We start from the raw sequence: 13,933 nt of genomic DNA on the forward strand, positions 1-13,933 counted from the left end.
AAGGCGAGGAGACAAATGGTGGATCAGTCCGACAGCCCTCCCTTGCTGGAGGTGGATGGGGTCACGCTGGCGTTCGGCGGGGTCAAGGCGCTTACCGGGGTGGGCTTTCGCGTGGAGCCCGGCTCCATCACCACGGTCATCGGCCCCAACGGCGCGGGCAAGACCTCGCTGTTCAACACCATTTCCGGCTTCTACCGCCCGGCGTCAGGACACATCCGGTTCCAGGGACGCGACATCACGCGCGTGGCCGCGCCCGAACGCGCCAAGCTGGGCCTGGCGCGCAGCTTCCAGAACATTGCGCTGTTCCGCGGCATGACGGTGCTGGACAACATCAAGCTGGGCCGCCACGCCCACCTGCGCACCAACGTGCTGGACGCCTTGCTGTATTTCGGGCGGGCGCGCCGCGAAGAGATGGCGCTGCGCGCCGACATCGAAGAGCGCATCATTGACTTCCTGGAGATCGACCACATCCGCCATGCGCCGGTGGCCGCGCTGTCCTATGGCCTGCAAAAGCGGGTGGAGCTGGCGCGAGCGCTGGCCATGAATCCCAAGGTGCTGATGCTGGACGAGCCGGTGGCGGGCATGAACCGCGAAGAGACCGACGACATGGCGCGCTTCATCCTGGACGCGCGCTCCGAATGGGGCGTAACGGTGCTGATGGTGGAGCATGACATGGGCATGGTGATGGACCTGTCGGACCACGTGGTGGTGCTGAACTTCGGGCAGGTGATTGCCGATGGCACGCCGGCGCAGGTGCAGGCCGATCCCCAGGTCATCCAGGCTTATCTGGGCGCGGGCGACGTGGGCGACCTGCGCCGTCGCCTGCGGGAGGCGGCCTGATGGACATGCTGTTCTTCCTGGAAGTCACGCTGGCCGGGCTGGGCAGCGGCGGGCTTTATGCGCTGGCGGCGTTGGCCTTTGTCATCGTCTACAAGGCGACCCGGGTAGTGAACATCGCCATCGGCGAATTCCTGATGCTGGGCGCCTACGTGTTCTATGCCTTCGCCACCGGCATGGAATGGCCGATCTGGCTGGCCATCGTGGGCGCGGTGGTGGTGTCGGGCGCGCTGGGGGCGCTGGTCGAGCGGCTGACCATCCGTCCGATGTTGGGCGAAGCGCCGATCTCGGTATTCATGATCACGGTGGGGCTGGCGTCGATCCTGGTGGGCGTGGTGGAGCTGATCTGGACGGCGGACCAGCGCCGCCTGCCGGAGTTCATGCCGCGTTCGCCGGTGATGATAGGGGAGGCCTTCGTCGCGCCCAAGGTGTTCTACGGCTTCTGGGTGGCGGTGGTGCTGGCGCTGCTGGTGCTGGTGGTGTTCCGCTACTGGCGCGGCGGGGTGGCGCTGCGCGCCACGGCTTCGGACCAGGGCGCGGCTTACGCCATGGGCATCAACGTGCCGCGCGTGTTTTCGCTGGCCTGGGTGGCGGCGGGCGCGCTGGCTGCGGTGTCGGGCGTGATCGTGGGCGCCATCGGCGGCATTTCCTCGTCGATGGGCGTGTTCGGCCTGTCGGTGCTGGTGGTGGTGATCGTGGGCGGCCTGGACAGCGTGGCGGGCGCGTTGGTGGGCGGCGTATTCATCGGCCTGCTGGAGGCCTGGGCGGGCGCCTACATGGGCGGCGAATACAAGTTGCTGGCCACTTTCATCGTGCTGGTGGTGGTGTTGATGGTCAGGCCCTACGGCCTGTTCGGCACCCGTGAAATCGAGAGGCTCTGACCGATGCGCATCGCGACTGCCAAGCAGACTTATCTTGCGGACGAAGCGCTGTTCGACACCCGCACGCAGAAGGCGTGGCTGGCCTTGCTGGCCGCGTCCCTGGCCATGTTTCCCTTCGTGGCCGACGCCTATTGGCTCTATCTGGCCTGCCTGGTGGCCATCAACGTCGCCAGCGCCACGGGGCTGAACATCCTGACGGGCTATACCGGCCTGGTCAGCCTGGGGCAGGCCGCCTTCATGGGACTGGGAGCGTACACGGTCGCGGTGCTGGAGCAGCGGCTGGGTACGCCGGTGCTGCTCAATCTGGTGGCCGGCGGGCTGGTGGCGATGCTGGGCGGCCTGCTGGTCGGCATTCCGTCCTTGCGGGTGAAGGGGCTGTACCTGGCCATTGCCACCATTGCCGCGTCGTTCATCGCGCACTTCATCTTCGCCAACTGGCAGTTCACGGGCGGAACGACCGGGCTGCAGGTGCCACCGGCGCGGGTGCTGGGCGTGGACCTGGACACCTCGTTCAAGATCTACTGGCTGATCGTGCCGGTGACGGCGCTGATGGTGCTGGGCGCGGCCAACCTGTTCCGCACGCGCATCGGCCGCGCTTTCATCGCCATTCGCGACCGCGACATTTCGGCCGAGGTGCTGGGCATACGCCTGCTGCGCTACAAGCTGCTGTCGTTCGGTCTGTCGTCGTTCTATGCGGGCGTGGCGGGCGGCATGTGGGCCTATTTCTTCCGGGTGGTCACGCCCGAGAGCTTCCCGCTGATCATGTCGATCTTCTTCCTGGCGGCCATCATCGTGGGCGGCATGGGCACGATCCTGGGTTCCATCCTGGGCGCCATCTTCATGACCATGGTGCCGGAACTGCTCAAGCTGATCGTGGGTTGGCTGCCGGTGGGCGGCGACGCGCTGCGCCTGATTTCGCCGGTGCGCACCATTGTTTTCGGCCTGCTGATCGTGGGCTTTCTGATCTTCGAGCCGCACGGGCTCGCGGAAATCTGGCGGCGCGTGCGCCGCTACTTCCACCTCTGGCCTTTCCGTACCTAGCCATGGCGGCGGCCATCCATAAGACCCTCAGGAGACTAACCATGAAGCGCATCCGGATCGGCAGCGGTTTATCGAGGTTGTTGGCCCCCCTGGGCCTGGCGGCGGCCCTGGCGGCGGCGCCAGCCGCGCAGGCGGCCGAGGACCTGGTGCTGGGCGGGTCCATCCCGCTGAGCGGGGTGTTCGCGTTCGCCGGGCAGGGCATCCATGCCGGCATCACCGACTACGTGAAGATCGTCAATGATCAGGGTGGCGTGAAGGGCCGCAAGCTGCGCTACGTGCCGGAAGACACCGCCTACAAGGTGGATGCCTCGGTGGCGGCCTTCAAGAAGATCACCAGCCAGAACAAGGTGAACTTCTACTACGGCGACTCCACGGGCTTCTCCAAGACCATCAACGCCGAGCTTAACCGCACGGGCGACATCCTGATGACCGGCGCGTCCTTCGCCACGGAACTGAACGATCCGGCCAAGTATCCCGCCCAGTTCATGCTGGGACCCGACTATACGGAGATGTTCGGCATCCTGCTGCGCTACATCGCCAAGGAACAGCCCGGCGCCAAGGTGGCTTTCGTGTATTCGGACACGGAGTTCGGCCGCGATCCCATCGCCAGCTCGCGCGCGGTGGCGGAAAAGCTGGGCCTGAAGGTCGCGACCGAGATCATGACGCCGCCGGGCAGCGTGGACGTGTCGACCGAGGTCATCAAGCTGCGCCGCGCCGATCCGGACTACACCATCTTCCACGGCTACGTGCTGGCGCCGATTCCCGAATTCGTGGGGCAGGGCAAGCGCATGGGTCTGAAGACGCGCTACATGGGCACGTTCTGGACCATGGACAACTCCACCGTGATGCAGATGGGCGAGGACGCCGAGGGCTTCATGGGCGTGATGCCGTACCGCTACTACTACGATACGGCGGCCGACGCGCCGATGCTGAAGAAGATCCGCGAGATGCGTCCGCAATACCAGAGCACCGGCTACATGCAGGGCTTCCTGGCCGCCATGCTGTTCACCGAAGTCGCCAAGCGCACGCTGGACGCCGGCAAGGAGCTGACCAGCGCCAACATGAAGGCGGCGCTGGACGGCATCAAGGACTTCGATACGGGCGGCCTGATCGGCGTGCCGATTTCCATCAAGGGCAATTCGATCCCGGTGGGGCGGATCTATCGCGCTGACGTGAAGCAGAAGCAGATGGTGCCGGCATCCGACTGGATCGTGCTGAAGTGAGGCGGCCGTGAACCCTGGACATGGCGCGCATGCCGCGCCGCCCGCAGCGGCGGTGCTCGATATCAACAATATCGAAGTCGTCTACAACAAGGCGGTGCAGGTGCTGCGCGGCTTGTCGCTGTCGGTGCCCGCCGGCAGCATCGTGGCCCTCCTGGGCAGCAATGGCGCCGGCAAGTCCACCACGCTGAAGGCCGTGTCCGGCCTGCTGGATCTGGAGGACGGCGCACTGGTGCGCGGGCAGATCGTCTTCAACGGCGGCGACACCGCGGGCGCCAGGCCGCAGAACCTGGTGCGCGCGGGGCTGGCGCACGTGATGGAGGGACGCCGCGTATTCGAGGACCTGACGGTGGAGGAAAACCTGGTGGCCGCGACCTATGCCCTGACGGGCAGGCCGGGGGCGAAGGTCGACTTCGATCTGGTCTATGGCTACTTTCCGCGCCTGTTCGAGCGGCGCCGCGGCCTGGCAGGCTACCTGTCGGGCGGCGAACAGCAGATGCTGGCCATCGGCCGCGCGTTGATCGCGCAGCCCAGGCTGATGCTGCTGGACGAGCCCTCGCTGGGACTGTCGCCGATGCTGGTGGAGAACATCTTCTCCATCATCGCCCGCATCAACCATGAACAGGGGGTGTCGATGCTGCTGGTGGAGCAGAATGCCTCGGTGGCGTTGGCGGTGGCGCATTATGGCTACATCATGGAGACCGGCAAGGTGGTGATCGACGGCAGCGCCGAGAAACTGGCGGCGGACCCGGACGTGCGCGAGTTCTACCTGGGCGTGGGCGGTACGGGCGAGGCCCGCGGCTTTCGCGACATCAAGCACTACAAGCGCCGCAAGCGCTGGCTGTCATGATGGACAAGCACATGATGGATATTCCTGGAGCTTCGGCGCAGGCGTGGCCGGCCCTGACGCTGCCGCAGATGCTGCGTGAACAGGCCCGGCGCCAGCCTGCGGCCATCGCCATCCGGCAAAAGGACTTCGGCATCTGGAAGCCCATGACCTGGGCGGAATACTGGAGCCGGGCCTGCCGCGTGGGACTGGGCCTGCGCGCCCTGGGACTGAGCGCGGGCGGGCGGGTCGCCATCGTCTCCGAAAACCGCGTGGAATGGCTGCTGACGCAGATGGGCGCGGGCGCGGTCGGCGCGGTGGCGGTGGGCGTGTACTCCACCAGCCCGGCCGAGGAAATGGGCTACGTGCTGGAGCACGCGGACGTGGAACTGGTGGTGTGCGAGGACCAGGAGCAGACCGACAAGGTGCTGCAGGTGGCGGACCGGCTGCCGCTGTTGCGCCGCATCGTCATGATGGAGACCAAGGGCCTGCGCTCCTATGCGCCCGCCGAGCGCGAGCGCATCGTGACCTACGCCGAGATCGAGGCCGAGGGGGCGCGGCGCGAGGCGGCCGAACTCGCTGCGTTGAACACGGCGCTGGACGGCCAGCGGCTGGACGACACCGGCCTCATGATCTACACGTCCGGTTCCACCGGCAAGCCCAAGGGCGCGATGCTGAGCTACGGCAATATGCGCGGCGTGGCGCCGGGCATCGCCGATCGGCTGGCCATGGACGGCAACAGCGTGCACCTGTCCTACCTGCCGCTGTGCCACGTGGCCGAACAGATGCTGTCCACCTTCGTGCCCATCTACCTGGGCGCGCAGGTGAATTTCGGCGAATCGATACGCACGGTGCAGGAAGACCTGCGCGAAGTGGCGCCGACGATCTTCCTGGGCGTGCCGCGCATCTGGGAAAAACTGCACGCCGCCATTTCGATCAAGATGCAGGAAGCCGGGCGCCTGCAGCAATGGCTTTATGGACGCGCGTTGGCCGCCTGCACGCCGTTCCTGGAAAAGTCCCCCGCGCAGTACAGCCTGCGTGAGCGCTGGACCCGTTGGCTGTGGTACTGGCTGGTGCTGCGCGCCTTGCAGAATTTCATCGGGCTGCGGCGGGTGCGCGTGGCCATGACGGGCGCGGCGCCGATCTCGCAGGACGTGGTGCGCTACTTCCGCACGCTGGGCGTGCCGCTGATCGAGGTCTATGGGCTGACGGAGTCCGCCGGCATGATCTTCGGCCAGCATCCTGACCGCGTGAAGGTGGGCACCGTGGGCGAACCGATCCTGGGCGTGGAGTGGCGCATGGGCGATGCCGGCGAGTTGCTGGTGCGCGGCGATATGGTGTTCCAGGGCTATTACAAGAACCCGGAAGCCACCGCCAGCACCGTACGCGACGGCTGGCTGTACACCGGCGACGTGGTGGCCGAAGACGCAGGGCGCGTGCGCATCGTGGACCGCCTGAAGGACATCATGATCACGGCGGGCGGCAAGAACCTGACGCCTTCCGAGATCGAGAACGCGGTCAAGGGCAGCCCCTACGTCAAGGAATGCATCGTGATCGCGGACGGCAGGAAGTACGTGTCGGCGCTGATCCAGCTGGAGTTCGACACGGTGGGCAAGTGGGCCGAGTCGCGCCGCATCGCCTTCACGCATTTCCGCTCGCTGGCCGAATGCGCGCAGGTGCGCGAGCTGGTGCAGCAGGAAGTCGCGCGCGCCAACGCCGGCCTGGCGCCGGTGGCGCAGATCAAGCGCTTCCATCTGCTGACCAAGGAACTGGACCATGATGACGGCGAAGTGACCGCCACCATGAAAGTCAGGCGCGCCAGCATCTACCGCAGCTATGCGGACGAGATCGAAGCGCTCTATGTTGAGGAGACGACGGCATGAATGAAGCCGTGATCGTGGAAGCCGTGCGCACCCCCTTCGGGCGGCGCGGCGGATGGTGGGCGGACACGCGGCCGGACACGCTGCTGGCAGAAACCGTGAGGGGCCTGTTGGCGCGGGCCGGACTGCCGGGAGCCCAGGTCGAGGACCTGATCGCGGGCTGCGTCAGCCAGGCGGGCGAGCAGGGCGCCAATATCGGCAGGCTGGCCGCCATGCTGGCGGGCTTGCCCGAGAGCGTGCCGGGCGTGGCGCTGAACCGCATGTGCGGATCCAGCCAGCAGGCGGTGCATTTCGGCGCGCAAGCCATCGCCGCGGGCGACATGCGCTACGTGGTCGCGGGCGGCGTGGAAAGCATGAGCCGGGTGCCGATGTTCCTGGACGTGACGCTGGGCCAGGGCGAGTTCCGCGGCTTCGAAGGCTTGAACCCGGCCCTGCTGGAACGTTATCCCTTGATCCACCAGATCGAGAGCGCGGAACGGATCGCGGAGCGCTGGCAACTGTCCCAGGCCGAGATGGATGAATGGGCAAGGGAAAGCCATGCGCGCGCCTGGAGCGCCGCGCAGGCGGGCCGCCATGCCGAGCTGCTGCCGGGGCCGCGGGCCGATGCCGGGCGTGACGAAGGCATACGCGAGAAAACCGACCCCGACCGCATGGCCGCCATGGCGCCGGCGCTGCGGCCGCCGGGACAGGGTGGCGTCACCGCCGCCAACGCCAGCCAGCTCGCGGACGGCGCGTCAGCGGTGCTGCTTGCGGATCGCGACACCGCGCTGTCCGACGGCTTGCGGCCCCGCGCGCGTTTCCTGGCCCGCGTGGCGGTGGGATCGGACCCGGTGCTGCAGCTGACGGGCGTGATCCCGGCGGCGCGGCTGGCGCTGGCGCGCGCCGGCCTGAGCCTGGAAGACATGGACTGGATCGAGATCAACGAAGCCTTCGCCAGCGTGGTACTGGCCTGGCAGCGTGAACTGGGCGCCAATCTGTCGCGCGTCAATCCCTGGGGCGGGGCGATCGCGCATGGGCATCCTCTGGGCGCGACGGGAGCCGGCCTGATGGCCAAGATGCTGGCCGGGCTGGAAGCCACCGAAGGCGAGCTGGGCTTGCAGCTGATGTGCATCGGCCACGGCATGGCCATGGCGACGATCATCCAGAGGCTGTGACCGGATATGGAGAAACTGCGGGAGGCCGCGCAAGGGCGGGACGAGGGTTCGGAGTCCGAACGCCGGCGCGAGGTGATCCTGACGGCCGGGCAGCTATTCTGCAAGCACGGCTATGAACGCACCACCGTGCGCGAGCTGGCGCGGGCGGTGGGCCTGCAATCCGGCAGCCTGTTTCATCATTTCCGCAGCAAGGAGGAGATCCTGGTGGCGGTGATGAACAACGGCATTCAGGAAGTGATAGACGACGGCGAACGGGCGTTGGCGCGCTACCAGGCGCCGGCGGACCGGCTGGCGGCGCTGTTCCGTGTACATATGTGGAGCATGCTGCACGGCGCGGGCGGCGATGCGATGAACGCGCTGGTCTACGAATGGCGCAGCCTGTCCGCGCCCAGCCGCGCGGCCGTGAAATCGTTGAGCGACCGCTACGAAGAAATGTGGCAGGACGCGGTGGCGGCAGCGGTCGCGACGGGGCTGCTGCAAGGCGACGCGCGCGTCATCAAGCGCTGCGTGCTGGGCGCGATGAACCTGACAGTGCAGTGGTACAAGCCGGACGGCCGCTTGCGGCCCGCCGAATTCATCGATGCGATGCTGCAGGCTTCGCTGCCGTCGCTGCCGGCGGGAGCCGGCAAGTGGCCCGTATAGTCGGGCTGCAGGGCCGGGAGTTCAGCCCCGGCGCTTGAGGAACGCGCCCACGGCGCAGATGACGGCCAGTGCCAGCAGGCTGCCCGCCACGGGCAGCAGGAAATCCACCTGGCCATGATAGCCGCCGCCGGTGACGCCGCCGGCCACGCCGCCCGCCCACAGCAGGAAGGTCATGAGCGAAGCTGCCACCGAGAGCGCCGCGGCGATGCACAGCGCGATGAACACCGGCCGGCGCGGCCGCGCCGCCGGATAGGAGGAATAGGGCTGGCCGCCGCGGGGCTGTTTGATCCAGTAGATCAGCCCCGCCACGACCAGCAGCAGCATCAGGATCTTGAAGATCATGATGCCAGCGCCTCTTTAGTCTTCACGGCGCAGGTGCGGGAAGAGGATGACGTCGCGGATGCTGGGGCTGTCGGTCAGCAGCATGACCAGGCGGTCGATGCCGATGCCGCAGCCGCCCGTCGGAGGCATGCCGTATTCCAGGGCGCGGATGTAGTCCGCGTCGTAATACATGGCTTCCTCGTCGCCGGCGTCCTTGGCTTCGACTTGCGAGCGGAAGCGTTCGGCCTGGTCTTCGGGATCGTTCAGCTCGGAGAAGCCGTTGGCGATCTCGCGGCCCGTCATGAAGAGCTCGAAGCGCTCGGTGATGCCCTCGCGGGTATCGGAGGCGCGCGCCAGCGGCGAGACTTCCACCGGGTAGTCGATGATGTAGGTGGGGTTCCAGAGCTTGGCTTCGGCGGTCTCTTCGAACAGCGCCAGTTGCAGCGCGCCCAGGCCGGCGCGCGACAGCACCGGGCCGTCGGCATCGGCGCCCAGCTTCTTGAGTTCCGCGCGCACGAAGGCCGGATCGTCCAGTTGCGCCTGGGTGTAGCCCGGCGCGTACTTGAGGATGGCTTCGCAGATGGTCAGGCGGTCGAAGGGCTTGCCCAGGTCCAGCTCGCGTTCCTGGTAGGTCAGCACGGCGCTGCCGGTGGCCGAGATGGCGGCCTGGCGGATCAGCTCTTCGGTGAAGTCCATGAGCCAGCGGTAGTCCGCAAAGGCCGCATAGAACTCCATCATGGTGAATTCAGGATTGTGGCGCGGGCTCACGCCCTCGTTGCGGAAGTTGCGGTTGACTTCGAAGACGCGTTCGAAGCCGCCGACGATCAGGCGCTTGAGGTAGAGCTCGGGCGCGATGCGCAGGAACATTTCCATGTCCAGCGCGTTGTGGTGCGTGACGAAAGGCTTGGCCGCCGCGCCGCCCGGGATCGGGTGCAGCATGGGGGTTTCCACTTCGAGGAAGCCCGCGTTCAGCATGAACTGGCGGATGCTGCCCACGGCCTTGCTGCGCGCCTCGAAGGTGCGGCGCGTGGCGTCCGTCATGATGAGGTCGACGTAGCGCTGGCGGTAGCGCAGTTCCTGGTCGGCCACGCCGTGGAACTTGTCGGGCAGCGGGCGCAGCGACTTCGACAGCAGGCGCGCGCTGGCGGCGTGCACCGACAGTTCGCCCTTGTTGGTCTTGAAGACCGACCCTTCGATCGCGATGATGTCGCCGATGTCCCATTGCTTGAACGCGGCGTAGCTGTCTTCGCCCAGGGTGCCGCGGTCCAGGTAGATCTGGATGCGGCCGGTGCTGTCCTGCAGCGTGGCGAAGCTGGCCTTGCCCATGACGCGCTTGAGCATCATGCGGCCGGCAACCTTGACGGTGACAGGGTTGGCGGCAAGGGCTTCCTGCTCCTGGCCGTCGTACTGGTCGTGCAAGGCGGCGGCGCGGGCGTCGGGTACGAAGTCGTTGGGGTACGCGACCCCGGTTTCGCGCAGTTTGGCCAGCTTGGCGCGCCGTTCGGCGATCAAGCGGTTTTCATCCTGGGCGGGCGCCGGAGTGGTCGAGTGGTCGGTCATGGTCGGGGAATCAGTCGTAATTGCGGATGTCGTCGATCTCGGTAGTGCCGAAATCTTCGCGATCCAGGTAGGCGAGGATGCGGGAGGCCACGTTGGCGGGCGAGGACAGCTTGCCGGTCGCGTGGAACTCCTGGAACTTGGCCAGCGCCGGGAAGCTTTCCGGATCGCTGGAACGGATGGCGACTTGCATGTCGGTGTCGACGATGCCGGGGGCCAGCGCGACGATGCGCGCGCCGTCGGCGCCTTGCTCGGCCTTGACCACGCGCGAGTACATGTCGAGCGCAGCCTTGGTGGCGCAGTAGACGCCCCAGCCGGCGTTCGGGTTGCGGCCCGCGCCGGAGGAGATGTTGAGCACGCGGCGGTCGGCCTTGAGGTCTTCGACCGCGGCCAGGAAGCGCGCCGTGAGCAGCATGACGGCGCTGACGTTCAGGTTGAAGGCGGCGGTGATGGCCGCGCCGTCGACCAGCGCGTCGGTGCCGGCGATGGGGTGCACCGTGCCCGCGTTGTTGATCAGCAGATAGCGGCTGGCATCGCGCGGCAGCGACGCGCAGATGCGCTGCGCCACCGATTCAACGGCGTTCAGGTCCGACAGGTCCACGGACAGCTGTTCCAGCTGGACGTCCTGCGCACGCGCATAGGCGGCCAGTTCGGGATCTTCGCGGCGCGCCAGCGTGATCAGGCGCGTGCCCGGTTTGGCCAGGCCGCGCGCCATGGCGGCGCCGATGCCGCGCGAAGCGCCGGTAAGAATTGCGATGGTGTCGGACATTCGTGAACCTCTGGATGCGTTGAGGGGAGTATCGCGAAACTTAGATGCCTTGCTTCAGGCTGGCCTGGATGAAAGGATCCAGGTCGCCGTCCAGCACTTTCTGCGTGTTGGAAATTTCAACGTTGGTGCGCAGGTCCTTGATGCGGCTCTGGTCCAGCACGTAGGAGCGGATCTGATGGCCCCAGCCCACGTCGGTCTTGGAGTCTTCCAGCTTCTGCTGCTCGGCCATGCGGTTGCGCATTTCCAGTTCGTAGAGCTTGGACTTCAGCATCTGCATTGCTTCGGCGCGGTTGCGGTGCTGCGAGCGGTCGTTCTGGCACTGCACCACGATGCCGGTGGGCATGTGGGTCAGGCGCACGGCCGAGTCGGTCTTGTTGATGTGCTGGCCGCCCGCGCCCGAAGCGCGGTAGGTGTCCACGCGCAGGTCGGCGGGGTTCACTTCGACTTCGAAGGACTCGTCGACTTCCGGGTAGACGAAGACGCTGGCGAACGAGGTGTGGCGGCCGCCCGAGGAGTCGAACGGGCTCTTGCGCACCAGGCGGTGCACGCCGGTTTCGGTGCGCAGGTAGCCGAAAGCGTACTCGCCTTCGATCTTGATGGTGGCGGACTTCAGGCCCGCGACGTCGCCTTCGGATTCTTCCAGCACTTCGGCCTTGAAGCCCTTGCGCTCGGCGTACTTCAGGTACTGGCGCAGCAGCATGGAGGCCCAGTCCTGCGCTTCCGTGCCGCCGGCGCCTGCCTGGATGTCCAGGAAGCAGTTCAGGGGATCGGCCGGATTGGAGAACATGCGGCGGAATTCCAGCGCTTCCAGCTTTTCCTGGAAGGCGTCGGCGTCCTGCTCGATGGCTTCGAGGGTGGCGTCGTCGTCGTCGGAGGCCGCCATTTCGAACAGTTCGTTCGAATCGGACAGGCCCGTACCCAACGCCGTGAGCGTTTCCACCACGTCTTCGAGGGCTTTCTTTTCACGGCCCAGGTCCTGGGCGTGCTTGGGGTCGTTCCAGACCGCCGGGTCTTCGAGCTCGGCGTTTACGACTTGCAGGCGTTCAGCTTTGGCATCGTAGTCAAAGATACCTCCGTAGAGCCTGTTCGCGCTCCGCGTAATCGGCGAGGCGGGCTGCGAGCTGGTTCTGACGTTCGGCTTCCATGATGATCCTGTCCTGATGACTTTTGTGCGAAACCAAACATTTTACCGTGCTTGGGCCAAGTGCGCGGTCGCGTTGGCGGGAAGGGGGACGGATCGCGAGCGGGCGGTTTCCTGGCGTGGATCCAAGTTGTTCAGTTTTTTGTCAAGCCGGGGGTTCTAGGCTGCGTATAAGCGGTCCAGCCGTTCCTGATCGGGAGGGCAGGGCCGCAAAGGCGCCGGCCCAGCCGGCCTATCCCGACAGAGGAATGGAGACATAGATGGACAATGCGATGGCCCCCGGGGTTTCGCCGGCGATCCCGGCGTCTGAGGAAGACCGGATCTACCGCAAGGTAGGGTGGCGGCTGGTGCCGCTGCTGGTGGTTTGCTACGTCGTGGCCTACCTGGACCGCGTGAACGTGGGTTTCGCCAAGCTGCAGATGCTGCAGGAGCTTCAGTTCAGCGAAACCGTGTACGGGCTGGGCGCGGGTATTTTCTTCATCGGCTACTTCATTTTCGAGATTCCCAGCAACATCATCCTGCACAAGGTGGGGGCGCGGATCTGGATCGCGCGCATCATGATCACCTGGGGGATCATCTCCGCGTGCATGATGTTCGTGACCAGCGTGCACATGTTCTACATCCTGCGCTTCCTGCTGGGCGCGGCGGAAGCCGGATTTTTCCCCGGCATCATCCTGTACCTGACCTACTGGTATCCGGCGGCACGGCGCGGCCGCATCACGACCTTCTTCATGACCGCGGTGCCCATGTCCGGGCTGATCGGCGGGCCGATCTCCGGCTGGATCATGAGCACGTTCCATGGCGACCATGGCCTGTCGGGCTGGCAATGGCTGTTCCTGCTGGAAGGCATACCTTCGGTGTTGATCGGGGTGCTGGTGCTGATCTATCTGGATGACCGCATCAACAAGGCCAAATGGCTGACCGCTACGGAAAAGGCGGTGCTGATCCGCAACATCGCGGCCGAGGAACAGCAGAAGGAAGACCCGCCGATCCGCGCCGCGCTGGCCAAGCCGCGCGTCTGGGCCATGTCGCTGATCTACTTCTCGTTCGTGATGGGGCTTTACGGCGTGGGCTTCTGGATGCCGACCCTGATCAAGGGCACGGGGGTGCAGAGCCCGCTGGCCATCGGTCTGCTGACGGCGGTTCCCAACCTGTTCGCCGTGATCGGCATGATCCTGATCTCGCGCAACTCGGACCGTCTCCGCGAACGCCGCTGGCACGTGGCGCTGCCCGCGCTGTTCGGCGCGCTGGGGCTGCTGTTCTCGGCGATCTGGAGCGGCAACACCGTGCTGGCGATCGTGGCGCTGACGGTGGCGAACATCGGCATCTGCACGGTGCTGCCGCTGTTCTGGAGCCTGCCCACCGCCTTGCTCGGCGGCACGGCGGCCGCGGCGGGCATCGCGCTCATCAACTCGGTGGGTAACCTGGCGGGCTTCGTCAGCCCGTACCTGGTGGGCTGGTTGAAGGACATGACCGGCACTACCAACACCGGCCTCTACATGCTGTCGGGCTGCCTGGTGGTGGGGGCGCTGGTGGTCCTGGCGCAGCCGGCGAAGCTGGTGAACAAGTAGGATGGGTGGAGCGCGCGCAGCCTGAGGCAAAGACTCAGGCGCGCGCCGCGCGCAAGCCATCGCGGGTCACGGCGGGCTGGCTCCGATGGCGGG

13 protein-coding genes are annotated in these 13,933 nt (G+C 66.4%); 9 read left to right on the forward strand and 4 right to left on the reverse strand.

The genetic code is table 11. The features are described 5' to 3' along the window. Positions 1-15 precede the first annotated feature (15 nt). The 8 genes from IAG39_RS13015 to IAG39_RS13050 are packed head-to-tail and all read left to right on the forward strand — an operon-like array spanning position 16 to position 8,481. Positions 16-840 carry an ABC transporter ATP-binding protein gene (locus IAG39_RS13015; RefSeq protein WP_165867837.1) on the forward strand — a complete coding sequence of 275 codons (825 nt, stop codon included), beginning with the start codon at positions 16-18 and terminating at the stop codon, positions 838-840. Continuing rightward, complete coding sequence (locus IAG39_RS13020) at positions 840-1,718, forward strand: branched-chain amino acid ABC transporter permease (protein ID WP_054456130.1); 879 nt, start codon at positions 840-842, stop codon at positions 1,716-1,718. Before IAG39_RS13015 ends, IAG39_RS13020 begins: the two co-directional genes overlap by 1 nt. A 3-nt stretch (positions 1,719-1,721) precedes the next feature. Then, complete coding sequence (locus IAG39_RS13025) at positions 1,722-2,759, forward strand: branched-chain amino acid ABC transporter permease (RefSeq protein ID WP_118932681.1); 1,038 nt, start codon at positions 1,722-1,724, stop codon at positions 2,757-2,759. 41 nt (positions 2,760-2,800) lie between these two features. Continuing rightward, entirely contained in the window at positions 2,801-3,982 is a 1,182-nt protein-coding gene (locus tag IAG39_RS13030; RefSeq protein WP_059373517.1) for an ABC transporter substrate-binding protein, read from the forward strand. A 52-nt stretch (positions 3,983-4,034) separates the two neighbouring features. Next, positions 4,035-4,829, forward strand: a complete 795-nt coding sequence (locus tag IAG39_RS13035) for an ABC transporter ATP-binding protein (RefSeq protein WP_054456135.1) — start codon at positions 4,035-4,037, stop codon at positions 4,827-4,829. 11 nt (positions 4,830-4,840) lie between these two features. Then, positions 4,841-6,688, forward strand: a complete 1,848-nt coding sequence (locus tag IAG39_RS13040) for an AMP-dependent synthetase/ligase (protein WP_223283246.1) — start codon at positions 4,841-4,843, stop codon at positions 6,686-6,688. Then, positions 6,685-7,839, forward strand: coding sequence for a thiolase family protein (locus IAG39_RS13045; RefSeq protein ID WP_118932678.1), 1,155 nt, complete (start codon positions 6,685-6,687; stop codon positions 7,837-7,839). The genes IAG39_RS13040 and IAG39_RS13045 overlap by 4 nt, the downstream gene beginning before the upstream one ends. Positions 7,840-7,845: 6 nt before the next feature. Continuing rightward, complete coding sequence (locus IAG39_RS13050) at positions 7,846-8,481, forward strand: TetR/AcrR family transcriptional regulator (RefSeq protein ID WP_059373511.1); 636 nt, start codon at positions 7,846-7,848, stop codon at positions 8,479-8,481. A 21-nt stretch (positions 8,482-8,502) separates the two neighbouring features. On the opposite strand, the gene IAG39_RS13055 is transcribed toward IAG39_RS13050, so the two are convergent. From IAG39_RS13055 to prfB, 4 genes are all read right to left on the reverse strand, one after another. Continuing rightward, positions 8,503-8,823, reverse strand: coding sequence for a preprotein translocase subunit TatB (locus IAG39_RS13055; protein ID WP_059373509.1), 321 nt, complete (start codon positions 8,821-8,823; stop codon positions 8,503-8,505). 15 nt (positions 8,824-8,838) lie between these two features. Beyond that, positions 8,839-10,362, reverse strand: coding sequence for a lysine--tRNA ligase (gene lysS, locus IAG39_RS13060; protein WP_059373507.1), 1,524 nt, complete (start codon positions 10,360-10,362; stop codon positions 8,839-8,841). Positions 10,363-10,372: 10 nt separating this feature from the next. Next, positions 10,373-11,128, reverse strand: coding sequence for an SDR family oxidoreductase (locus tag IAG39_RS13065; protein ID WP_059373504.1), 756 nt, complete (start codon positions 11,126-11,128; stop codon positions 10,373-10,375). A 40-nt stretch (positions 11,129-11,168) separates the two neighbouring features. Then, positions 11,169-12,273, reverse strand: a protein-coding gene (gene prfB / locus IAG39_RS13070; RefSeq protein ID WP_118932677.1) for a peptide chain release factor 2 whose coding sequence is annotated in 2 segments (ribosomal slippage) — positions 11,169-12,191 and positions 12,193-12,273 — 1,104 coding nt in all. Because the reading frame shifts where the segments join, the coding sequence is not laid out codon by codon here. A gap of 256 nt (positions 12,274-12,529) precedes the next feature. On the opposite strand from prfB, the gene IAG39_RS13075 reads away from it, so the two are divergent. After that, positions 12,530-13,840, forward strand: a complete 1,311-nt coding sequence (locus IAG39_RS13075) for an MFS transporter (RefSeq protein ID WP_118932676.1) — start codon at positions 12,530-12,532, stop codon at positions 13,838-13,840. The last annotated feature ends 93 nt before the right edge of the window (positions 13,841-13,933 follow it).

The organism is Achromobacter xylosoxidans, assembly GCF_014490035.1.
Taxonomy (GTDB): domain Bacteria; phylum Pseudomonadota; class Gammaproteobacteria; order Burkholderiales; family Burkholderiaceae_B; genus Achromobacter; species Achromobacter bronchisepticus_A.